At 53.4% G+C, this 23,235-nt stretch carries 25 protein-coding genes; 10 read left to right on the forward strand and 15 right to left on the reverse strand.

Going from position 1 to position 23,235, the window contains the following annotated elements; genetic code table 11:
* Positions 1-43: 43 nt before the first annotated feature.
* Positions 44-487 carry a hypothetical protein gene (locus NMQ00_RS11230; RefSeq protein WP_255176751.1) on the forward strand — a complete coding sequence of 148 codons (444 nt, stop codon included), beginning with the start codon at positions 44-46 and terminating at the stop codon, positions 485-487.
* Between the two features lie 95 nt (positions 488-582).
* On the opposite strand, the gene NMQ00_RS11235 is transcribed toward NMQ00_RS11230, so the two are convergent.
* From NMQ00_RS11235 to zapA, 8 genes are all read right to left on the reverse strand, one after another.
* Positions 583-786: a hypothetical protein gene (locus tag NMQ00_RS11235; RefSeq protein WP_034776722.1), complete on the reverse strand. Its 204-nt coding sequence runs from the start codon at positions 784-786 to the stop codon at positions 583-585.
* A gap of 76 nt (positions 787-862) precedes the next feature.
* A complete protein-coding gene (locus NMQ00_RS11240) occupies positions 863-1,408 on the reverse strand; it encodes a hypothetical protein (protein ID WP_255176752.1) in 546 nt (181 codons plus the stop codon).
* A gap of 575 nt (positions 1,409-1,983) precedes the next feature.
* Entirely contained in the window at positions 1,984-2,451 is a 468-nt protein-coding gene (locus NMQ00_RS11245) for a hypothetical protein (RefSeq protein ID WP_255176753.1), read from the reverse strand.
* Positions 2,452-2,612: 161 nt separating this feature from the next.
* Positions 2,613-3,023 (reverse strand): DUF350 domain-containing protein, encoded by a 411-nt coding sequence (locus NMQ00_RS11250; protein ID WP_255176754.1) that lies wholly within the window; start codon positions 3,021-3,023, stop codon positions 2,613-2,615.
* A 13-nt stretch (positions 3,024-3,036) separates the two neighbouring features.
* A complete protein-coding gene (locus NMQ00_RS11255) occupies positions 3,037-5,391 on the reverse strand; it encodes an endonuclease MutS2 (RefSeq protein WP_255176755.1) in 2,355 nt (784 codons plus the stop codon).
* A complete protein-coding gene (polX, locus tag NMQ00_RS11260; protein WP_255178714.1) occupies positions 5,392-7,107 on the reverse strand; it encodes a DNA polymerase/3'-5' exonuclease PolX in 1,716 nt (571 codons plus the stop codon).
* A 63-nt stretch (positions 7,108-7,170) separates the two neighbouring features.
* Positions 7,171-7,707 carry a CvpA family protein gene (locus tag NMQ00_RS11265; protein WP_021066786.1) on the reverse strand — a complete coding sequence of 179 codons (537 nt, stop codon included), beginning with the start codon at positions 7,705-7,707 and terminating at the stop codon, positions 7,171-7,173.
* An 8-nt stretch (positions 7,708-7,715) separates the two neighbouring features.
* On the reverse strand, positions 7,716-7,937 hold the full coding sequence (gene zapA, locus NMQ00_RS11270) for a cell division protein ZapA (RefSeq protein WP_021066785.1): 222 nt from the start codon (positions 7,935-7,937) through the stop codon (positions 7,716-7,718).
* Between the two features lie 211 nt (positions 7,938-8,148).
* Between zapA and NMQ00_RS11275 the strand changes: the two genes are divergently transcribed.
* From NMQ00_RS11275 to NMQ00_RS11285, 3 genes are all read left to right on the forward strand, one after another.
* On the forward strand, positions 8,149-9,363 hold the full coding sequence (locus tag NMQ00_RS11275) for a dicarboxylate/amino acid:cation symporter (protein ID WP_255176756.1): 1,215 nt from the start codon (positions 8,149-8,151) through the stop codon (positions 9,361-9,363).
* A gap of 87 nt (positions 9,364-9,450) precedes the next feature.
* Positions 9,451-10,296, forward strand: a complete 846-nt coding sequence (locus NMQ00_RS11280; protein ID WP_255176757.1) for a GNAT family N-acetyltransferase — start codon at positions 9,451-9,453, stop codon at positions 10,294-10,296.
* Between the two features lie 42 nt (positions 10,297-10,338).
* The gene (locus NMQ00_RS11285; RefSeq protein ID WP_255176758.1) at positions 10,339-10,545 is read left to right on the forward strand and encodes a hypothetical protein; all 207 of its coding nucleotides are present in this window, start codon (positions 10,339-10,341) and stop codon (positions 10,543-10,545) included.
* Between the two features lie 36 nt (positions 10,546-10,581).
* Here the strand turns inward: NMQ00_RS11285 and NMQ00_RS11290 are convergent, their stop codons facing one another.
* Positions 10,582-11,892 (reverse strand): murein hydrolase activator EnvC family protein, encoded by a 1,311-nt coding sequence (locus tag NMQ00_RS11290; RefSeq protein WP_255176759.1) that lies wholly within the window; start codon positions 11,890-11,892, stop codon positions 10,582-10,584.
* 289 nt (positions 11,893-12,181) lie between these two features.
* A complete protein-coding gene (locus NMQ00_RS11295) occupies positions 12,182-12,703 on the reverse strand; it encodes a VanZ family protein (protein WP_255176760.1) in 522 nt (173 codons plus the stop codon).
* A gap of 164 nt (positions 12,704-12,867) precedes the next feature.
* Between NMQ00_RS11295 and NMQ00_RS11300 the strand changes: the two genes are divergently transcribed.
* On the forward strand, positions 12,868-13,341 hold the full coding sequence (locus NMQ00_RS11300) for a glutathione peroxidase (RefSeq protein ID WP_029595900.1): 474 nt from the start codon (positions 12,868-12,870) through the stop codon (positions 13,339-13,341).
* 43 nt (positions 13,342-13,384) lie between these two features.
* On the opposite strand, the gene NMQ00_RS11305 is transcribed toward NMQ00_RS11300, so the two are convergent.
* Both NMQ00_RS11305 and NMQ00_RS11310 read right to left on the reverse strand, forming a co-directional pair.
* On the reverse strand, positions 13,385-14,311 hold the full coding sequence (locus NMQ00_RS11305) for a CAP domain-containing protein (protein ID WP_255176761.1): 927 nt from the start codon (positions 14,309-14,311) through the stop codon (positions 13,385-13,387).
* Positions 14,312-14,331: 20 nt separating this feature from the next.
* Entirely contained in the window at positions 14,332-14,778 is a 447-nt protein-coding gene (locus NMQ00_RS11310) for a MarR family winged helix-turn-helix transcriptional regulator (protein WP_214763725.1), read from the reverse strand.
* A 118-nt stretch (positions 14,779-14,896) separates the two neighbouring features.
* Between NMQ00_RS11310 and NMQ00_RS11315 the strand changes: the two genes are divergently transcribed.
* From NMQ00_RS11315 to NMQ00_RS11325, 3 genes are all read left to right on the forward strand, one after another.
* Complete coding sequence (locus tag NMQ00_RS11315) at positions 14,897-15,310, forward strand: organic hydroperoxide resistance protein (RefSeq protein WP_255176762.1); 414 nt, start codon at positions 14,897-14,899, stop codon at positions 15,308-15,310.
* 93 nt (positions 15,311-15,403) lie between these two features.
* Complete coding sequence (locus NMQ00_RS11320; RefSeq protein ID WP_255176763.1) at positions 15,404-16,261, forward strand: metallophosphoesterase; 858 nt, start codon at positions 15,404-15,406, stop codon at positions 16,259-16,261.
* 107 nt (positions 16,262-16,368) lie between these two features.
* Positions 16,369-17,508: an alcohol dehydrogenase catalytic domain-containing protein gene (locus tag NMQ00_RS11325; RefSeq protein ID WP_255176764.1), complete on the forward strand. Its 1,140-nt coding sequence runs from the start codon at positions 16,369-16,371 to the stop codon at positions 17,506-17,508.
* A 41-nt stretch (positions 17,509-17,549) separates the two neighbouring features.
* On the opposite strand, the gene NMQ00_RS11330 is transcribed toward NMQ00_RS11325, so the two are convergent.
* The 3 genes from NMQ00_RS11330 to abc-f form a co-directional block, all read right to left on the reverse strand.
* Complete coding sequence (locus NMQ00_RS11330) at positions 17,550-18,455, reverse strand: cation diffusion facilitator family transporter (protein ID WP_255176765.1); 906 nt, start codon at positions 18,453-18,455, stop codon at positions 17,550-17,552.
* A gap of 114 nt (positions 18,456-18,569) precedes the next feature.
* Positions 18,570-19,346, reverse strand: a complete 777-nt coding sequence (locus tag NMQ00_RS11335; protein ID WP_255176766.1) for a hypothetical protein — start codon at positions 19,344-19,346, stop codon at positions 18,570-18,572.
* 12 nt (positions 19,347-19,358) lie between these two features.
* Complete coding sequence (abc-f, locus tag NMQ00_RS11340) at positions 19,359-21,053, reverse strand: ribosomal protection-like ABC-F family protein (RefSeq protein WP_255176767.1); 1,695 nt, start codon at positions 21,051-21,053, stop codon at positions 19,359-19,361.
* Positions 21,054-21,417: 364 nt separating this feature from the next.
* Between abc-f and NMQ00_RS11345 the strand changes: the two genes are divergently transcribed.
* The gene (locus NMQ00_RS11345; RefSeq protein WP_255176768.1) at positions 21,418-22,329 is read left to right on the forward strand and encodes an MBL fold metallo-hydrolase; all 912 of its coding nucleotides are present in this window, start codon (positions 21,418-21,420) and stop codon (positions 22,327-22,329) included.
* Between the two features lie 63 nt (positions 22,330-22,392).
* Positions 22,393-23,226, forward strand: a complete 834-nt coding sequence (locus NMQ00_RS11350; protein ID WP_255176769.1) for an aldo/keto reductase — start codon at positions 22,393-22,395, stop codon at positions 23,224-23,226.
* Positions 23,227-23,235 lie beyond the last annotated feature (9 nt).

Raw genomic sequence — 23,235 nt, forward strand, 5'->3', positions numbered from 1 at the left:
CATTATTGTGCACATTTGTATTGCAAAATACAACAGATACAGCGTGCTCCAAAAAAAATTCAAAGTAGAACAAATTAATGAGTTCACAATAGAACAAGCAAATGTTTTTAATAATGGAAAGTTCGTCCTTTTCGCACTTTTTGGTTTAACTTACAGAATTATAAACGGCGATGTAGATATAAATACCCTTAAGATGGATACATCGCTCATAGAAGATGATGATTTTGTTTACGGCTCCTTTATTTCTAACTACAAAGGAGATGATATTGAACAAAAACTAAAAGACCTAATTAAGTTCTTTGTAGACATTCTAGAAGAAGAATACTCTAGTCAATATGACAAAAATAAAGTGACGAGTGTAAGTAACTTCTTTAAAACTGACAAAAAATATATTATGGATATTATTAAAGTCACTGTTAATAAGTTAAGTAGAACTGGTAATTATAATGAGCTAATTGAGTACGGAGAAATTTTCAAGAGAACATAATACCTTAATTACTAAGATCATGAAGTCCGAAAAGACATCATGATCTTTTTGATATCTTAGAAATATCTCATTCATTAAAATTTAAATATGCTCAACTACTCCACAATCTCAAACGCCTTCACGTACACGACATGATCGAGGAAAATGATCCACTCATCCTCGAACTGGACGAATCCGTCCGTCGCATGACGGAACGATTGATAAATTGATTCGAGCGCCGCATAGCGACTCTCCGCTTCCACTACTTGCGTCAACACCTCATCATTGATCATATGGAACTCAATTTCATACGATTTCATGTCGTCTCCTCCGTTACACTCATGATGTCTTTCTACCGCTCGTCACCGTCTGGCAGAGATATTTCCGTCTCCTTGTTTACACACTCGCTTGCAAAATCCCGAAACCTTTCTCAGTCATGTTCGGAATTTCTTGTTTCATCTCTTTGATACTCGCTACAAGTTCCTCATCAGAGAGATCAATGCTTTCTTCAAGTGCTGTCAGTAGTCTATTTCCCATTTGATGCATGGATGAATACGTGATCCAACCTGAAATCACACCTCCAGCGATAGGAATTACTTTAGAAATCCCTTGTGCGAAAGATTTTCTCGTCATCTTCAATCCGATGTAGCTTCCCATCTTCTTAAGAATCGGATAATAAATCGTCTGCATCATTGCTCGATTCGGAATTTTCTTCAATGCTTGTTTGGATAATTGCGAAGACAACACTTTAATGGTGGCCGTCGCTCCGCCGACACCAAACATTACACCGAGAAACAAAATCAATTCTCCGCTCACTCGATTGACATCTAGGCCATTCTCACTCCAAAAATCTTCATACCCATAGATATAACCAATTTCTTGAGCCACTCGGAGCGCTACGCCAAAGAACTGAGCCGTGGCCGCTGGAACAGTGGCCGCCATGACCACCCCACCAGGTACCCCGCGGCAAACGATGCCGATGAACTTTTCATCGTTCGATTCAAGATGGTCTTCTTTGCGACTCGTCGAATCAATTTTTTTGAAACGTTTGATTGAACCGGTCCTTTTTCAAGGATGTCTGCTAATTGTCTCACGGTCACGTGCTTACTCAAACTTTTTGCTAAAAACTCTGTTCGATCTACTTTCACCCCTGGCAATTTCACGACATTGATCACTAACTGTTCGAAAAACTTTGTCCCATTCAACGTGGTCCACACCTCGTCCCCTTCTATAGCCCTCATCATCACTTAAATGCTACTCAGCTATATACTGTTTCCTTTAAGCTCGTCTAGAGAAACATTTCAGCTTAGATTGATTGCCTTCTTAAGGGTTGATTTCCGTCACCAACTAAAAATCAAAAAAACCTCACTACGAATTACGTCACATAGCTGAGTTTAGAGCTGTGAGATGTAATCTGTTAGATTGAGGCTTTTTGAATACGTCGATGTAGAGGCTGAAAACGTGTATCACATCATCTGCATACACGTTTTCATACTATGACTTTATGAAATAGCTGTTTATTTTGGCTCATATCGAAATTCTGACACTTTTGCGTTTGTTCGTGAGTAGAGCGTATCCATCGAAAATCGACTAGGGAGACTTATACTCCCAGCGTGCACGTTCTCGATGGTTTGATCGATATACGCGTTTTCCGCTTCTAAATATTCGACGACAAGGTCTTTATACTCATCGGCAGCAGAATATTCATGCTGCAAGCCCTCCAGTTCGGCTAAATACGTGTCGTTGTCTGCTTGCATTCCCTGCAATTCTTCTACCGCTCCGGGAACGTTGACGTCATCTCTCGGAATGCTCGATAACGTGAGCATCTTGATATGATGGTCGCGCGCTGACGAGATGATTGAAGCTGCATCGAAATGAATGACGGGTCTGGTGTCAATCGTTTCAACCGTTTCCGTTCCTGCGCAAGCGGATAAAGTCATCATTGTTCCTGCGAACAGAGAGACGGATAAGAGTAACTTTTTCATCATCGATCCTCCTTCGCATTTGTTAGAATGTCTAAATAAAATAAGCGACGTCCGAAAACGTCGCTTTCACTCAATAAAAGATAAACCACAGTGCCGCTGCCACTAAGAACAGTCCGGCCCCGATGAAGAGAATCTTCGCTAGTCTCTCGTATACCATGTCTTCACCTCACCAACGCCGCGCCAACGACGAGCGAGACTCCAATCGAGAGCAGGAACGCCATCAGACCGACGGCGATGTTCCCTTTCCCGATCTCCTCGTTCACTTTGAGCGACGGCGTCAAAAATTCGAATAGCCAATACGTCACCAACAAGAGCAAGAAGCCGAAGCTCCCTCCGACCAACACGTCCATCGTCTGGTCGTGGTGGCTCTCGACGACGCGGAAGATGTTGGCGAGACCGACGATCTTCCCGCCGGTCGCGAGCGCGACGGCGATATTGCCTTTTTGAATCTCGCGCCAATTGCTGTACGGTGTCGTCACCTCGAAGATGGCGAGACCGACGACAATCATGAGTCCGGCGATTGAATACAGACCGAGCGATTCAAGCAATACACCAAACGTTACGTTCCCCATTATCATCATACCCTCACTTCAGCTCGACGACCGTGACTCCGAGTCCGCCTTCCCCCATCCCACCGGGGCGCTGACTCTTCACGTGACGATGTCCTTTCAGATACTCCTGCGTCGCTTGGCGCATCGCCCCGGTCCCGAGACCGTGGATGATGCGGACGTTGTCATACCCGGACACGAGCGCCTCGTCGATATATTTGTCGAGGCGGGAAAGCCCTTCTTCGACCCGGACGCCGCGCAAGTCGAGCTCCGACTTCGTCGAGCTCTGACGCTTGAGCGAGCTGCCTTTCGACTGGAGCGACTGCTCTTTCGACGGGCCAATCTTTTGAAGGTCGTCCGCTTTGACGTTCACTTTCATGATTCCGACTTGGACGTTGTACTCGTTATCGTTCAATTGCTTCACGATATAGCCCTTTTGGTTGAACGTCGTCACTTTCACTTCTTCGCCTTTACTGAACGTACGTTTCTGTTGCGCTTTTTGTTTCACTTTTTGGATCTTTTTATCTTGGAGCGTCGGTTTCGCCGATTCGAGCTGTTTCTTCGCGGCGATGATTTCGTGCTCTTTGACGATGCCTTCTGCGCGTAGCTTCTTCAAGCGGTCGATGACTTCGTTCGCTTGGCGCTTCGCCTGTTCGACGGCCTTTTCGGCACGAGCCTCGGCTTCGCCGTACATCGCGTCGCGCTCGCGCTCGAAATCGGTCAGCTTCGCTTCGAACGCCGCCTGTTCGGCCTCGAGGTCGTGCATCTTGACAATGAGTTCTTTCTCGAGCTGCTCGGCGCGATGCTTGGCCGCCTCGAGCTCGTTGATCATCGATTCGACCGATTCGGCGTCGGTGCCGACGTGGCTCCGCGCCTTGTCGATGACTTGTTCCGATAAGCCGAGACGCCGGCTAATCTCGAACGCGTTCGAACGGCCCGGTACGCCAATCAATAGACGATACGTCGGGCTGAGCGATTCGATATCAAACTCCATCGAGGCGTTCATGACGCCTTCGCGGTTATAGGCGTACGCCTTCAATTCCGAATAGTGCGTCGTCGCCGCCACGCGGGCGCCGCGTCGTTTCACTTCATCAAGGATGGCGATAGCAAGGGCCGCCCCTTCTTGCGGGTCGGTCCCGGCACCGAGCTCATCGAACAGGACGAGTGACATGAAGTCGATCTTGTCGAGCATGCTGACGATGTTCGTCATGTGCGAGCTGAACGTCGACAAGCTCTGCTCGATCGACTGCTCATCGCCGATATCGGCATAGATGGCGTCAAAGACGGACAGCTCCGTCCCGAACTCGGCCGGTACGTAGAGACCTGACTGCACCATCAATTGGAGCAATCCGAGCGTCTTGAGCGTGACCGTCTTCCCGCCGGTGTTCGGTCCCGTGATGACGAGCGATGTGAACGCCTCACCGAGTTCGACCGTGATCGGCACGACCTCGTCTTGCGGGATGAACGGATGGCGCGCCTGTTTCAACTTGATTTCGCGTTCGTCGTTCAGTTTCGGTTCCGTCGCTTTGAGCTGATGGCCGTAGGCGACTTTCGCGAACACGAAGTCGAGCGTGGCGAGCACGTCGAGGTTCGTCACGACCGAATCGGCGACACCGCCGACGAGGTCTGACAGTTCGCTCAAGATGCGGTCGATCTCGGCGCGCTCTTTCAAGCGGACTTCTTGAATCTCGTTGTTGATCGACACGATCGCCTGCGGTTCTATGAAGAGCGTCTGACCCGATGCCGATTGGTCGTGGACGATCCCACCGAACGCTTGGCGGTACTCCATCTTGACCGGGACGACGTAACGGTCGTTCCGAATCGTGACGATGGCGTCCGACAGCATCTTCGCGTTGTTGCGGAGGATGTTGTCGATTCGTGAGCGGACGCTCCCTTCGAAGCTACGGAGCTGGGTCCGGAGGCCACGGAGTCGGTCGCTCGCCGAGTCTTGGACCGTGCCTTGGTCGTCGATGGCGTGACGGATCGACTGTTCGACCTCGATCAGCTTCGTCAAGCGCTCGGCATACTCATCGAGGCGCGGGATGCGGAGGTCTTCATTGTCCTCATGAAGCTTCTCAAAGAAGTTCTTCACTTGGCGGCCACTGTACATGACGGCGGCGACGGCGAGCAGTTCGCTCGTCGAGAGCACCGAGCCGATGGCGGCCCGTTTCACTTCACTGCGGACGTCGGTCAGCCCTCCGAGCGGGAGACGATCCCGGAGCCTTACGACCTCGGTCGCCTCGCGGGTGACGTTCAAGTTCGACAATACCCGGTCGTACGTATAGTCGGGCTGCATGTTGAGCGCCCGTTCTTTCCCGAGCGAGCTCGCGGCGTGGGCGGCGAGCTGCTGGCGGAGTTTTTCATATTCTAAAACGCGTAACGCGTGATCCATCTAGCATGTTCCTTTCTGTCGCTTCGCGTCGATGAACGCCTTGGCGTCCTCGAACGAGAGGCAGTTGATGATGTCTGACGGTTCAAGATAGGCTTTCCGGGCGTGCAGGACGCCGAGTGCCATATCTTCCATCATATCAGGGTGGTGCGTATCGGTGTTGATCATCAGTTTGACGCCGGCCGCCTTCGCTTTCTTCAGCGTCGAGGCCGTCAAATCGAGTCGGTTCGGGTTCGCGTTCAACTCGAGCGCCGTCCCCGTCTCTTTGGCGAGGGCGATCAAGCGCTCCTCGTCGATCGGATAACCGTCACGGCGCCCGATGAGGCGGCCGGTCGGGTGGGCGATGACGTTGACGTACGGCGAACGGCAGGCGTTCTCGAGCCGGGCCATAATCTCATCGACGGATTGGTCCATCTTCGAGTGAATCGAGGCGACGACGTAGTCGAGCGTCGCTAAAAACTCAGGCTCATAGTCGAGCGTCCCGTCCGGGCGGATGTCCATCTCGACACCGCGCAAGACGTGCATGTCGTGTTTCTTCGCAGCCTCAAGGATTTCTTCCCCTTGCGCCTCGAGCCGTTCCTCGGTCAAGCCGTTGACGAACGACATGTATTTGCCATGGTCGGTGATGGCGATCCACTCATAACCGCGTGCTTTCATCGCCGCGACGAGTTCGTCGACGGTGAGCTTCCCGTCCGACCAGACCGTGTGCATATGCGCGTCGGCCTTGATGTCGTCGAGCGTGACGAGCTTCGAGAGGTCGTGCTCGAACTCGAGACTGCCTGCTCGGAGCTCCGGAGGGATGAACGGCAGCCCGTAGCGTTCGAACAGCTCGGCTTCCGTCTCCGGTTGCCAGAGGCCGTCCGCCGTCTCGACCCCGTACTCGGAAATCGACTCGCCTTTCGCTTTCGCGAGCTGGCGCATCCGGACGTTGTGGTCTTTCGAGCCGGTGAAGTGATGAAGCGTCGCGGCGAAGGCGCCCGGTTCGACCATGCGGAAGTCGACCGACACCATCTCCTCGCGCTCGAGGACGAGCGACACTTTCGTCTCGCCGGCCGCGATCACTTCATTGATGAACGGGAGGGCGAGCAACTTGTCACGGAGGTCGACAGGCTCTTCGGTCGCGATGATGAAGTCGAGGTCTTTACACGTCTCCTCGGCGCGGCGGAAACTGCCGCCGACCGAATGGCGCAAGACGAGCGGCTCGGCTTCGAGCACCGCTTCAATCTCTTCGACGACCGGGCGCATCATGGCGTACGCGAGGCGTTCCGGACGTGACTCAAGGTTACGGGCCGCCGTGAGCAACTTCTCGACGCTCTTGGCGCCGAAGCCCGGGAGGCTCGCGGCCGTGCCGTCTTCTAATACGGTGATGAGCGTCTCGAGGTCGACGACGCCGACTTCACGGAGCTTGGCGAGCTTCTTGCCGCCTAGTCCTTGGATTTTGAGCAGTTTCATGAGACCGTATGGGATCTCTTCTTGGAGTGACTCGAGCACTTCACTCCGCCCCGTGTCCCGCCACTCTTCGAGAACGGCGGCCGTCCCTTTGCCGATGCCGGAGATCGTCGTCAAATCCTCGATGTCCTCGAGTTCGAGCTCGGTGTTCTCGAGCGCCGTCGCGGCTTTACGGAAGGCATTGATCTTGAACGGGTTCTCCCCTTTAATCTCCATATATTGCGCGATTTTCTCTAGCAGCATCATCGCTTCGACTTTATTCATTTCAATTCCCCCTTTTCCATACAGAAAAGGCCGAGACACAAGCACTAGCTTGCATTCCGGCCTGTCGTGTTACAACATCTTATTCGAGAACCATTCTGAGAGGTATGGCGTGTCTTGAATGATGTACGTCGCGAGCGACGAGTTATCGACCGCGCTCTGGACGCTTGCCATCGGTACGAAGGCGATGACCCACAAAATGAAGAACGTGATCACGTATGCCTCGAAGAAGCCGAGGACCGCTCCGATGATTCCTTTCAATTGACGCAAGATCGGCAAGTCCGTCAAGAAGTCGAGCATCGATAGGATGAGATGCAAGACGAGTTTTGTGATGACGAACAAGACGACGAACCAAAAGACGTTATAGAACGTCATCTCAAGGCCAGTCAACGCGTTTAAATCGATGACGCCTTCCGGTAATGACCCGTCGAGTTGCGACGGATATGGAATCCAAAGCTTGAACGCTTCGGCGAGATCACGGTAATACGCGTTCGCGACGAGGAAGCTGATGATGAGCGCGACCCAATGGCCGAGCTGCAAGATCGCCCCGCGACGAAACCCGTTGATGATCCCGATGAACAAGAAAAACAGTATAAGTAGAGTAACCATAGAGTGATTTATTCTCCCGTATTTCGTTTAGTTTTGACGTGATCGCTCGCGATTTGGATAGCGGCGAGCACCGCTGCCTGACGAGCGTCTAGATGAGGGGACTGTTCACGAATCTCACGGATCTTGCTATCGACCAAAAAGCCCACTTCCCTCACATGATCGGCCGGCTCTTCGCTGACGATCGTATAGTCTTGACCCGCGATATGAATTGTTGTTCGTTGTACCTGCACGCGTCACCCCTCCTTTACGTCTATTCAAAATTAATCATAACATCGTTTGTATATTAGGAAAAGAAGAAGGTCCCTCCCTTTTCCACTTCAACATTTTGTGATACCCTATTTCAAAGTTGTCAAACGTCAATCTTCATTGAAAAATGAAAGATAGGGTGGCAACACCGCATGAAATGTGCGAAAATAGCAACAATTCAAACATTAAGAGAGGATGATTTATTTGAAATTACGTATTGGCCTTCTAGGTCGCATCATCATCGCTATCGCATTCGGGATTCTACTCGGTAGCATCGTACCAGAAAGCCAGAACTGGATTGTCCGGACGTTCGTCACGTTCAACACGGTCTTTGGACAGTTCTTAGGCTTCGCCATCCCGCTCATCATTCTCGCTTTCATCATTCCAGGAATCGGGGAACTTGGAAAAGGCGCTGGGAAATTGGTCGGTTTGACGGCTGCCATCGCTTACCTATCGACAATCGTTGCCGGGACGCTCGCCTATTTCGCGACGAGCAACTTATTCCCGCAAATCTTGTCACGCAGCACAGCATCTGCTGAAAACCCAGAAGAGGCGCTCTTAAAAGGCTTCTTGGAATTTGAGATTCCACCAGTATTCGGCGTCATGACGGCGCTCGTGCTCGCCTTCGTCATCGGCATCGGGATTGCTGCCACCGAAAGCAAGCGTTCGCTCGACCTAGCTATGGATTTCCGCGATATCATTGAACTACTCATCAGCAAAGTCATCATTCCACTATTACCGATTCACATCGCCGGAATTTTCATGAACATGACGTATGCCGGACAAGTCGCTGAGATTCTCTCGGTGTTCTCGCTCGTCTTCGTCACGATCATCGTCCTTCACATGACGATGCTCTTGATTCAATACTCAATCGCAGGGGGTCTCAACAAAGAGAACCCGCTCCGTCTCTTGAAGACGATGATGCCGGCTTACTTCACAGCCATCGGGACACAGTCGTCAGCAGCGACAATCCCGGTCACGCTCCGCCAAGCAAAAGCGAACAACACGGACGAGGGCGTCGCCAACTTCGTCGTCCCACTCTGTGCGACGATCCACTTGTCAGGGTCGACAATCACGCTCACATCGGTCGGTGTCGCCCTCATGTACTTGAACGGCATGCCGATGTCTTACGCGATCGTGCTTCCGTTCATCCTCGCCCTCGGCGTAACGATGATCGCGGCACCAGGCGTACCAGGTGGAGCCGTCATGGCCTCACTCGGATTGTTCGGTTCGATCCTCGAGTTTGATGCGACGATGCAAAGTCTCGTCATCGCCCTCTACTTGGCACAAGATAGCTTCGGCACGGCGACGAACGTCACGGGAGACGGGGCCATCGCTAAGATCGTTCACTACTTCAAACGCAACACGAAACTCCTCGACGACGCGAAAGCGCGCGAAGAAATCGCGTAATCTCGTCTACAATTTGATAGAATGAAAAAAAACGGGCAAGCCATCAGGTTTGCCCGTTTTGTATACATACGATGAAAGGGTGTTCATATGGAACTGATTCGCTGGAACGACCTATCCGGATTTGAAGAACGTGTCATGCCCCACCTGCTCGAACATGAGGCCGAGAACAGCTTGATGATCGGCGTGCTCGACGCCATCAAGCAAGGCCGATACGAGTCGTATCATCAACTGACCGTCGAAGAGGACGGTGATGTGCTCGCGATCCTGCAAGTGACGCCACCCCATCCGCTCAACTATGTGCTCGTGAAACCTGAGCGAGAGGATGACGTCCTTCGTCTGCTCGTGCCCGAACTGTTGAATGGTGATATCCCATTCACCGAGGTCGTCTCGCAAGCTGATCTAGCGATGAACTTCTACACGCTCTGGTACATCTTGACGGCGAGAGAGCCGAAAGTCTTCATGGAGCAAGGTCTGTATCGTCTCGATCACGTCAACGATATCCCGCTGTCGGAAGGATCGATGCGTCGTGCGACCGAGGACGATGAGACGTTCCTCGTGAAGGCGTACAGCGCGTTTGAAAAAGAAACCGGTTTACCGGTCTCGTCGAAGGCCAGCGCAAAGCAAAAGATCGCGACGATGCTCGAAAATCAAGAAGTGTACGTCTGGGAAGTCGATGGCAAGGTTGTTTCCTGCGCAAAGAAATCGCGTGAGACCGCGAACGGCGTCACCGTTTCGTTCGTCTATACACCGAAAGCGCTACGCAAGCGCGGCTATGCCCGTTCGCTCGTCGCCGAGCTGAGCCGGGAGCTCTTAACGTCGAAACAGTTCTGTACGCTCTATACGGATTTGAGCAACCCGACATCGAACAAGATTTACAAAGAAGTCGGCTATCAAAAAATCTTCACTTCGGCGTGGATTCGATTGCCTAGCTGATTCGTGTCGCCTCCCCTATACTGTAGGTGGAGGCGATTTTTGATGAACAGACTACTCGGTTGGTGGCTCCGCATCCCGCGCCGGGTCCGGATGACCGTCTTGACGCTCGTCACGCTCGCCGTGCTCGGCTACATGGTCTTCCTCGGCGGAAGGAGCATGCTCGACGACCCGAACTGGGACACGCTCTGGCTGAGCGTGATCGGCGCCGCCCTCTTGACCTTTATCGCGTACAAGGCAACAAAAAAGTGATCGACGCGTTCGTCGATCACTTTTTGTATAGGCTTATTAGAAGAATGAAGCTGGGTTGACCGTGTTGCCCGCGCTCGAAGATGAGTACGAGTAGCCGCCACGGTGGATCTCGAAGTGCAAGTGTGAGCCAGTCGAGTTACCTGTGCTACCCATGCCGCCGATGTGTTGACCTTGTGTCACGCGTTGGCCGGCTGATACCGATACCGAGCTCATGTGCGCGTATACAGTCGTCCATACTTGCCCGTTCAAGACGTGCGTGATGATGACGTGGTTCCCGTAGGCGCCGCCCCATCCAGCAGTCGTGACCGTACCTGTTTGCGACGCACGAATCGGTGTGCCGACTGGTGCAGCCAAGTCGATTCCGTTATGGAACGTGTAGCCGTTCGCGCCGCTCGCCGCGCCCCAACCTTGTGAGAGACGACCGCCCGACGGACGTTGGAACATGCCGCCGCTTGCCGGTACCGATGCTACTGGCGTTGCAGCCGGTGTGCTCGCCGCGCTAGCACTAGAGTTCGAGCTCTGCTGTTTTTCTTTTTTCGCAGCCGCGGCTGCAGCTGCCGCCGCACGTTTCGCTTCTTCGGCCGCACGACGTTGTGCTTCCATTTCAGCTTTGATAGCTTTTTCTTGTGACTTGAGTGTTGACTCCATTTCTTGGAGACTCATCAATTTCGATTCGAACTTCACTTTTTCAGCGTTGAGTTTCTTGATCTTCGCTGCGCGCTCTTTCATTTTCTTGTTGAGCGTCTTTTGACGTTGTTCGAGTTCTTCTTTTTGTTTCACGAGAGCGTCGCGCTCGGCTTTCAATTCAGCTTGCGCTTTCGCCAACTTCTCTTTTGTCGCTTGGTACTCTTCGAAGATCTGCTTGTCGTTCTCTTGGATCGTACCTGCTGTGATCATGCGTGTGAGCAAGTCACCGAAGTCTTTCGATCCGAAGATGAACTCTGCCCAGTCGATCGAGCCGCCGCCATTTTTTTGCATCGTGGCCATGCGCTCTTTCATGAGCTCTTCTTGTGCCTTCATTTTGGCTTCATATTGTTTGATCTGCTTTTGAAGGGTTGCGATTTTTTGTTGTGTCGCACGAATCTCAGCTTTCTTTTGCGCGACGTCGTTGATGACGTCTTGGAGTTCAGCATCTAACTTGTTGATCTCTTGCTGCTCTTTGCTGATGGCCTGTTCACGTTTTTGGATCGAGGCGTTCGCTTTGCTCTGTTCACCGCTATTCTTTTGTTGTTGCTGCTGCACCTTTTTTTGTTTGTCTGTAAGTGACGCTGCATAGCCAGGTGTCGTGCCGCTAATGAGAAGAGCTCCTAAAGTGACGGTTGCTGCAAGTTTCTTCAAGTTAACCAATGTGCTTCCCTCCGCTGAGTTCTGTGAATTTCTATATAAAATAGATCGAATAATTTATAAGTTAAAACGCGAATTCCTATATCGCTCTGAGACTCATTATAGCAATCTAAACCTAAAGTTATTTTACACTTATATTTCATTCGCGTTACATTGACCTGATTTAGGTTTTATACGTTTAAAAATGGGGGTATAAAGGGATTTCTCATTTACCCTTGTCACAAAAACGTTATAAACAAAAAAGAAAAGCACTTCTCGAAAGCGCTTTTCAAATAACTACCTGTATTTTTTTTTACCACCTTGGGGAGACATACCCCGATCGCGACCGGTTCGGTCGGCCGTGTTTCCATACATAATAACCGCCGATGAGAAGGACGCCACAGGCCGCCCCAAAACTGTCGAGCAGGATATCCTGGATGAGCGGCGTCCGCTCCGGCGTGAGGCTTTGATGGAACTCATCAAAGATGGCGACCGTGTTCGCGAGTGTCCAGGCGAACAAGATTGTCAGACCGGCATGGAGTCTTGTCCGCGACACCGCTTTGACGAAGAGTGCCCCGAGTGCGAAGAAGACGGTAAAGTGCGCCGCTTTCCGAATCAAGAACTCAATCAAACCGACGCTCCCTTTCGCCTCGAGCGAAACCGGTCCTCCGGCGTACTCGAAGTCGACGGTCGAGAGTACCGGTTCGGCCCACGTCCAATTGATGCGTTCGAGCGGTGAGACGATGCTCTGGTCCGAATACGGGGTCGCGCTCGAGAAGAATAAGCCAATCAGGATCAAACCGATCCATATAAATTCATTTTTCAGTATGTACATAACACCGTTCCTTTCTACAACGAGTCTCATTATACGCCGTCCATCATGTTTCATTGTAACAACGACTTCATCGTTTCATGACAATTTGATTGCGGACGACCGCTTCAAAGTCGTGCCTTGAATTCCCGCTTGGTATAATGAAAAGAAAAAAGGGGGAAATCAGCATGATCTATCAATATGAAGCGGCCGACATGAGCGGCAAGCTCCAACCGCTATCGAAATACGAGGGGGACGTCCTGTTAATCGTCAACACGGCGAGCAAGTGCGGCTTCACACCACAGCTCGACGGGCTCGAGAAATTATATGAACGTTACCAAGGACAAGGTTTCCATATCCTCGGCTTCCCATGCAACCAGTTCGGCAATCAAGACCCGGGCTCGAACGAGGAAATCAGCGAGTTCTGTCAATTGAACTACGGCGTGACGTTCCCGATGTTCGCCAAAGTCGACGTGAACGGAAAAGACGCCCACCCGCTTTTCCAATACTTATCGAAAGAAGCACCGGGCCTGCTCGGCTCGAAGACGATCAAATGGAACTTCACGAAGTTCCTCGTCGACCGGAACGGCAACGTCATCGAACGGTTCTCGCCGCAGACGACACCCGACGAAATCGAGACGGCGGTCAAACGCCTATTATGAGAGAAAAGGATGGTCCGCCGAAATCCGGCGGGCCATCCTTTTTTTAGCGTGGCGTGATGAAATTGATCGTGTAGAACGGGCTCGACTCTTCGTTGTAGACGAGGCCGACCGACACATGCGTGAAGCCGTCTTTTAAAATGTTCTCCCGGTGACCGAGCGAGTTCATCAGCCCCCAGTGGGCATGGAAGACGCTCATCTGCCCCATCGCCAAGTTCTCCCCGGCGAGGGAGTAGGCGATGCCGGCCTCATTCATCCGTTCGAACGGGTCGCGGCCCTCGGGATCGGTATGGCTGAAGAAATTGTTGCGGGCCATATTCTCGCTATGGGCGCGGACGACCGGAAGCAACGGCTCATAGTCGGCAAGCGCCGATAACCCGAACTTCTGACGGTCCCAGTTCATGAGCATCCGCATCAATTGCTCGTTCGCGACGAGATTGTCTTCCGACACGTCGCCGTAATAGCCGTCACTCGACTCCTCGACGTCCCGGTCGACAGTGAGCACGGCCTTCAGCTTGTCCTCATCGTGCTGATCGAAGAACAACGTCACATAGTCGTCGTCGATCGAGTAGACGTCGAACGACGGGTCGTCCGGGATCAAGTAGCGTTTAAGTCCCTTATTATACGACTTGACCTCATCGAAACCGATTTGCTCGACTTGCTCCCTCGTCGTCTCGTTGATGACAAGTCCTTCGAACACACTACCCGTCTCGAACTGGTAGTGGCCTTGCTTTGAACCGTCACCATCGATCAACTCGAGGCTGCGGTCGCCGTTCTTCTCGAGCAAGTACCAGTCATGCCCGGCATATTGGCTCGTGAAGCGCGGTGCGTCGGTCGAACGTTCCTGTTGTTCTTCCATCACTTCCGTCGACTTCACTTGAATGCTCGTCGGCGCCGACACGTTCGGCACTTCATACTTCCAGGCCGCATACATGCCGATCGCGAGCAATAGAATCACTAGTTTACGAAACATCGCGTCTCCTTTCGAGAAAGCTACTCCTGTCGCTCACCGAAGTCACGCAGTCGTGTCTTGATATCGATGAGCATCTCCATATAAGCGACATACGTCGCTTCATCTATATTCAGCATACCACTCACTTTGACGGGGACGTCTTCGGCCTGCTCACGCAGTGCGCTGCCGGACGGTGTGAGCGATAAGAGGACACGGCGCTCGTCATCGGTCGCCCGCACTTTCTCCACGTAATCGAGTTGCATCAGCCGCTTGACGAGCGGTGACAACGTGCCCGAGTCGAGCGTGAGCCGCTCACCGAGCTGTTTCAAATCGATATTGTCTTCCTCCCACAGGACAAGCATGACCAAGTACTGGCTATATGTCAGGTTTAACGGCGCGAGAATCGGGCGATATAATCTCGTAAGCTCCTTTGAAGCAGTATAGAGCTGAAAACAGATCTGATGCTCTAATGTTAACGAACTTTTCATAAAATTTCCTCCGGCTATAGTCTTAGGACAAGCATATCATTTGCTTATCTGTTTGACTGCCCTATAATTAGATTGTGCACAACTTAATTGCCTAAAAACGAAACGGAGGAATTGAATCATGAAACCATTATTCACAGCTTCAGCAACTGCAATCGGTGGCCGCGAAGGTCGCGTCACTTCGACGGACGGCGTCATCGACTTGAACGTCTCAATGCCTGGCTCAAAACACGCGGACGAGGCGACGAACCCGGAGCAACTCTTCGCAGCAGGTTACGCAGCATGTTTCGGTAGCGCCTTGAACCTCGTCATCGGCAAAGAACGTATCAAAACAGACGGCACGAACGTCACAGGACACGTGACGCTCAACCAGAACGATGAAGGCTTCTTCATCTCGGTCGAACTCGAAGTCGAGATCAAAGGTGTGGATCAAGCGACGGCGGAACGTCTCGTCGAAGCGGCACACCAAGTTTGCCCGTACTCAAAAGCGACACGCGGCAACGTCGACGTCAAGTTGACTGCCAAAGCAGCATAATTCGATGGCCCGCTTCCGAGCGGGCTTTTTTTTGCGTCTCCCCACTCTACCGAGTAGAATGAAGGAACGATAGACAAGCAGAGGAGGCGGATGATGTTCAAAGGAAAACGAAAATATGTGACGTTCGGCCTTGGGGTGGCGTTCCTCCTCGCCGCTTTCTATAACGGTCTGACCGTCCGCAATTATGCGGTCGAGTCCGACAAACTCGAAGCGGGTCAATCGTTCCGGGTCGTCCTGTTGTCGGACTTACACGGCTACTCATACGGGGACGACCAACGTGTCTTGATCGACAAGGTGCGGGAACAAGAACCGGACTTGATCGCCCTTCCCGGCGATATCCTCGACCGTTACCGTTCACCGGACGCCTCGTTCGAATTGATCGAGGGGCTACAAGGAATCGCACCGATGTATTTCGTGACCGGAAACCATGAGATTGACAGCTCGGAAGATTTCGTCCGCCACGACGTCAAAGACGTGTTCCGCTCCTATGGCGTAACGGTGCTCGAGAACGAGACGGACTCGGTCAACGTCAACGGGGTCGAAATACTCGTCGGCGGGCTCGAAGATCCACTGCGGACATACACCGAAAATATTTATGCGAGCTGGGAAGAGACGGCCTTGACCTCACTCGGTGATGTCGACACCGAGACGGCGTTCAGCCTGCTCTTGTCACACCGGGCCGAACAGGTCGAGACGTATGCCGCCTTGCCATTCGACCTCGTCCTCTCGGGCCACGCCCACGGCGGACAGGTACGCATCCCTTATCTATTAAACGGTCTGTACGCGCCGGACCAGGGCTTCTTCCCGAAATATGCCGGCGGACTGTACGAGCACGAGTCATTCACCCACGTCATCGGGCGCGGCTTCAACTATAGCGTCAGCGTACCGCGCGTGTTCAACCCACCAGAGATCGTCGTCATCGACGTCGCTGGGACCGGGGCTCCTCAGTGAGCCCCTTTTCCTATTTTCCCCAAAAATCGGATTCGCATGCACGCTGTGCGGGTACAGTACCCATGTTGCGACTTACCTGTTTTTCGAAAAAAGGAGGAAGTGGACATATGCGTGCTGTTACCTATCAAGGAGCCAAGAACATCGAGGTCAAGGATGTGAAAGACCCGGAGATTGAGAACCGGGAAGAGATTATCGTCAAGATCACATCGACGGCCATCTGTGGATCGGACCTGCATATTTATCAAGGAAACATGCCGACCCGTCATGGCTATGTAATCGGGCACGAGCCGATGGGCATCGTCGAAGAAATCGGTCCGGATGTGACGAAAGTGAAAAAAGGCGACCGCGTCGTCTTGCCGTTCAACGTCTCCTGCGGACATTGTTACTACTGTGAACATGAGATGGAGAGTCAGTGTGACAACTCGAACCATGCCCCGCACACCGATGCGGGCGGCTATTTCGGGTTCACGGAACAGTTCGGGAACCACCCGGGCGGCCAAGCCGAGTACTTAAAAGTGCCATATGGCAACTTCATGCCGCTCGTCATCCCAGAGTCGTGCGAGCTCGATGACGAGGCACTCCTATTCCTATCAGACGTCATCCCGACAGCCTGGTGGAGTTTGGACAGTGCGGGCATGAAAGCCGGCGACACGGTCGTCGTCCTCGGTTCAGGCCCGGTTGGTCTGATGACGCAGAAGCTCGCCTGGGTGCGCGGCGCGAAACGCGTTATCGCCGTCGATCCCGAAATCTATCGCTTGAATCGGGCCAAGCTATCGAATAACGTCGAGACCGTGTTAATGAAAGACCCGGTCGAGACCGGCAAATACATCCGTGAGATCACGGGTGGTGGCGCCGATATCGTCGTCGATTGTGTCGGCTTCGACGGTAAAAAGTCGCCGATCGAGACCGTCGAACAGAAACTGATGGTCCAGGGCGGCACGCTCAGTGCCATCAAAGTCGCCAAGGAAGCGGTCCGTAAGTTCGGCACCGTCCAATTGACTGGGATTTATGCGATGAACTATAACCAGTTCCCGCTCGGCGACTTCTTTACCCGAAACGTCAGCATCAAGACCGGCCAAGCTCCGGTCATCCATTATATGCCTGAGCTGTTCCAGATGATTATCGACAAAAAGTTCGACCCGACCGACATCATCACGCACCGTTTGCCGCTCGAACAAGCGGCCGACGCGTACAAGATGTTCAACGATCATTTGGACGACTGTGTCAAAGTCGTCTTGAAACCATAACGAAAGCGGTCCCCGACATCTGTCAGGGACCGCTTGTTCGTTTACCAGATCGTCCGTTTCTCACAACATTGCGTTTCCCGTTCAATTTGAACGGTCGAGCGATCGAACGTGGCAAACTGACGAATCCGTTCCGTCACGTCGTGCAAGACGAGCTGGTCGTCCGTGTCCGCCTCGATCAAGACGTGGCACGTGACGGCGAGTTCGTTTGATGAGATCGACCAGACGTGTAAGTCATGGACTTCTTTGACGCCATTGACACTACCTAGCTCCCGTTGCATCGCCACGACGTCGATTTGGTCAGGTGTCCCTTCCATCAAGATGTGGATCGCTTCCCGCGTCACACGGTAGCCGCTCATCAAAATCAAGACGGCGACGAACAGGCTGGCGATCGGGTCGGCGAGCGTCCATCCGAACGTCATGATCAATATGGCCGCCGTGATGGCCCCGACCGAGCCGAGCAAATCACCGAACACGTGCAACAGCGCACTGCGGACGTTCAAGTTGTCACGTTCACCCCTCATGAGCAGCCAGGCCGCGAGTACGTTGACGAGCAGTCCGATGACGGCGACCGTGAGCATGCCCCCACTTAAAATCTCGGGCGGGGCGAACAAGCGCTGATACGCCTCGATGATGATGTAAATGGAAATGGCGAGCAAGGTCAAGCCGTTGACGAATGCCGCCAAAATCTCGAAGCGCCGATAGCCGAACGTCCGCTCCGGCGTCGCCTGCCGTGCCCCGAACCGGACGGCGAGGAAACTGAGACCGAGCGCGGCCGCGTCACTGAGCATGTGACCCGCGTCCGACAACAACGCCAAACTGTTCGTCCACAGACCGCCGATGACCTCGACGACCATGAACGTCGCAATCAGGACGAACGACCAGAATAATGCCCGTTGGTTCGTCGTATGATGATGATCATGCCCGTGGTGATCGTGATGTGCACCCATAGCTCCTCCCCCTCTCTCTACTAGTTTATACCTTTCTTTAAAAACATTCAAACGATTGTTTGAATGAAAGCATAAAAACAATCGCCGAAAGGGATATCCTCTCGACGATCGCATTTATTTTTGTTCGAGCCGGACCCGCATGACCCCGTCATATGGGAACAACTTCAATTGCCGCGTCTCGCCTTCGTACCAACTGCCGGCGTTTTGACCGCTCGTCGCCTCAAGTTCCGGCGTCGCGACCGCTTGGCGGTCCCAGTCGATCGCCTTCACTTGCTGGTCACGCACCATCAAGAAGAAACCGTCATAGAAATGATATTCATTCACTTGGTCACGCTGGACCGATTTCGGGGCACCAAGCGTGGCGCGGACGCTCGCGACGTCTTGGCCGAGCCATTCAAGCGTCGCCGGGTCGGCCGTCGGGACGACGGTTTTCCAGGCCGCGGTCACATCTTCATCCGAGACGCTTGTCGCTTCCTTCGTCACTTGCGCTTCCGTCACCCAACCGGTCGTCCGCTCGTTCAATTGAAGCTTGACGAAACCACTGACGGCTTCGAGTTGCTCGAAACGGTCGCCGAGGTCGGCCTCATAGATGACCGTCACCCGGTCATCGGCGAATACTTTCGTATACGGTGCCGCGACATAGACGAACATTCCCTCGGTCTCGTCGCCTTCTGCTTCCGCCTCGGTCTCATCTGTTGCTTCCGTCTCGCTGTTGACCGATTCGGTCGCGATGTCGTCCGTCTCCGGCAACGCCGACTTCTTCGAGTCCATGAGCGCCGCGAACGCGATGACGCCGATAAGCGAGGCGATCAACAACACTACCGTCGCTGATTGCCAAAACCGTTTCCGTTTCCGTGACGCTGCCCGTGATACCCGTACTTCTTCTTTCATGTTCTTCCACCCCTATTTGTTTCGTCCTTTCTCCGATTCGGCAAGGGGGATCCCGTTTCCTGCCTCGTCGAAGAAAATTTGCGGTTCGCTCGTCAGCGTCTCGAGCGTCCGGAGCGTCGCGTCGACGTCGACCGGCGGCGTTGTACTACCTGCTTCTAGGACGCGTACCGTCTCCCCGAGCTCGATCGTCCGGTCCGTCAGGCGATGGAACGTCCGGTCATGCGAGATCAGAATCAACCCACCCCGATACACGTCGAGTGCGGCCTCGATTTGTTCTCGCGTCGCCACGTCCAAATAGTTCGTCGGCTCGTCGAGCGCGAGCAGATCCGCATCCGAGAAATAGAGGATGAGGAAGGCGATGCGGCACTTTTCCCCCATGCTCGAGTCACGGATCGGCTTGTACACCTCATCGCGGCGGAATAAGAAGTGCGCCAAAAGCGTCCGTGCCTCCGTCTCTGTGATGTCACTCTCGGCGAGGAGTGCGTCGAGCAACGTCCCGTCTTTCGGCAATCGCGCGAGCGTCTGCGAGAAATAGCCAACCTTCAGTTTCGGATGACGCTTGATGTCCCCTGCCTCCGGTGCGAGTTCGCCGATCAATAGTTTCAACAGCGTCGTTTTCCCACTTCCGTTCGGACCGACGATGGAGATGCGGTCACCCCGGTTCACCGTGAACGAGAGGTGCTCAAAGAGGGGTTCCTCGTAACCGAACGAGATCTCGTCGACCGTGATCCACGTCTTCGCCTCGAGCGGGTCGGCTTGGAAACGGACGGAGACGTGGGCCGCGTCTTTCGGGCGATCGGGCCGAGAACCTTCGAGTTGCTCGAGCTTACGTTCCCTTGCCTTCATTTTGACGGCTAGGTTCGCCGCGCCTTTTTGCGCGCCGGGACTCCGCACGCTCGCCGTCGCTTTCGCTTTCAAATGCCAGCCTTTATATTGGGCGATCATATCGAGTAGTTCCGACTTCCGCGCTACATAGCGGGCATGGGCCCGCTCGTCACGTACACGTTCCTCGTCCTTCTGGTGTTTATAGGCCGTGTAGTTGCCAGGATAGCGGACGACTTTCCCTTCATCTAATTCAAGGATGACCGTCGCGACATCGTCGATGAACTGACGGTCGTGGGAGATGGCGAGCACCGTGCCCGGAAACTCGTTCACCCAGCGCGTCAGCCACTCGATTGAGTCGACATCGAGATGGTTCGTCGGCTCGTCTAAGAGGATGATGTCGACGTGTCGCATCGTGAGCCGGGCAAGTTGAGCCCGCGTCTGTTCACCACCGCTCAACTCTCGGAGCCGGATCGAGTCCTGTGCGTCGAGACCGAGCCGTTTGAGCGATTGTCTCGCCTCAAGCTCGAGTCCGAAGGCGTCAGTTGCGAGCGCCTCATCGTATGCTTCAAGCACGCGCGCCGTGTCTCCTGATGTGACGTCCATGTAGAGCGGATAGCGTTGCGGGTCGCCTTGCATGACGTAGTCAAGCGCAGTCTCTTCTCCGTCAAACACCGTCTGTTCGACGACACCGACCGAACCTAAGACGTCAATCGTGCCTGACTGCGGGGTCAGCTCGCCGATAAGCAGTTTGAACAGCGTCGTCTTGCCGGACCCGTTCTGTCCGAATAAGATGGCCCGTTCCCCTGACGCCACGTCGAACGAGACGTTGTCGAATAATGGTTGCCGGTCGTGGTCGAACCGGACTTGTTGGATTGATAACATATTGTTTCACCTCGCTAATTGTTCTGATACGCGATGAAACAAAAAACACCATCCGCTCACAAGCGATGGTGTGAAGAGCTCCGGTCAAGCGGAAAGAAGGGTTACCCCCGTAGCCTGAAATTGGACACACTTCACCCGTGACTGTTCGTGCGAACAGTGATGATTCGTTTCATCAGTTGAGTGCGTGTGACTTTTTCATGGCACGATGTACCTTCCTTTCCTAAGTTATTGCAACCGTACCAAATTGAAAGCGGATTCGCAAGAGGTGCCCCACAATCTCCCATTTTTTCTACACCTTCCGGCGGATGCAAGCTCATCACACGAGCGGTATGATTAAACCATCCTAGATGATGAGGTGACTGTTATGCGATTACGAAATCTACTCGTCCCGAGCGCCGTCCTAGCGAGCGTCGGTACGTTCTTATATACACGATTGAAACGAAGACTGCCTCGCCCCGCCTTCAAAGTCCCGACGGTCAAACCGGACCTCGCCTCGTTCGATGAGACGATGGTCGGCGCCACCTGGGTCGGCCATTCGACCGTGCTCATCCATTGGTATGGATTGAAAATTTTGACCGACCCGGTGTTCTCGAACCGGATCGGGGTCCACGTCGGCCCCGTCACGTTCGGGATGAAACGCCACACCGCCCCCGCCCTCTCGATCGAGGAGATCGGGCACGTCGACGTCATCCTGCTCAGCCACGCCCATATGGATCACTTCGACCATAAGAGCTTGAAGCGACTCATCACCCGTGATACGGTCGTCATCTCGGCTCCCGGCACGAGCAAACTGTTGCGTAAATATCCGAGCTTACAGACGCTCGAGATGCATCCGCACGATAAGTTGACGCTCGCGAACGGTCTCCACGTCCAAGCGATTCCCGTCGCCCACTGGGGCAATCGTTTCCCATGGGACAAACATATGGGCTATAACGGCTACGTCTTGAAATATAAAGGCGTCCGCATGTTGTTTGCAGGGGACACAGCCTACACCGAATCGTTCAACGGGCTCGCGAACAAAGAACCGATCGACCTCGCCTTCTTCCCGATCGGCGCCTATCAACCCGAGTCGTTCGAGGAAGCGCACTGCACGCCGGAACAGGCGTGGACGATGTTCAAACAGAGCGGCGCGAAGCGTTTCTTCCCAATGCATTGGGACACGTTCGTCTTGTCGTATGAACCGGTCGAAGAGCCGTATGAGCGGCTCGTCGCCGCAGCGAAACTCGAGCGTGACCAAATCGTGATCAAGACGCACGGGGAAAGCATTCGGCTGTAGCTTTCGCTTTCACTTCTGTCCAAATTTCGGTAACGTAAGAGATGAGAGGGAGGGAATCAATTTATGGAATGGACAACACTCAACAATGATGTGAAACTGCCGATGCTCGGACTCGGCGTGTACAAAGTGGAAGACGGTGCGGTCACGGTCGACACGGTCAAAGCGGCGCTTGACGCCGGCTATCGGTTAATCGACACGGCGGCCATCTATCAGAACGAGGAGAGCGTCGGCCAAGCGATTCGCGAGTCAAACGTCCCGCGGGAAGACATCTTCGTGACGACGAAACTGTGGAACGAGTTCCACGGCTATGACGAGGCACTCCAAGCGTTCCAAGATAGCCTCGACCGGCTCGGGCTCGAATATGTCGACTTGTTCTTGATTCACTGGCCGATGCCGCGCTTCGGCAAGTTCGTCGAGACGTATAAGGCGCTCGAACAGTTGTATGAGGAAGGCAAGGTCCGCGCCATCGGGGTCTCGAACTTTGAGATCAGCCACCTCGAACAGATCATCCAGTCGTGCTCGATCGTGCCGGCGGTGAACCAAGTCGAGATCCACCCATACTTGTCCCAAAAAGAATTGATCGCGTTCTGCCAGCGCTACGATATCCAAATCCAGGCGTGGAGTCCGCTCATGAAAGGACGCGAGGCGCTCGAGGATCCGGTCATCACCGAGATTGCGGCCAAGTATGGGAAGTCACCGGCTCAAGTCATCCTGCGTTGGCACTTACAGAACAGTGTCGCCGTCATCCCGAAATCGGTCACACCGAGTCGGATTCGCGAGAATATAGAGGTGTTCGACTTCACGTTGACGAAAGAAGAGATGCACGCGATCGACGGACTCAACCGAAACGAGCGGACCGGGTCTGACCCGAACGAGATGCACAAAATCCACTACTGAGGAGAGATT

It is taken from the genome of Exiguobacterium aurantiacum, from assembly GCF_024362205.1.
GTDB lineage: Bacteria > Bacillota > Bacilli > Exiguobacteriales > Exiguobacteriaceae > Exiguobacterium > Exiguobacterium aurantiacum_B.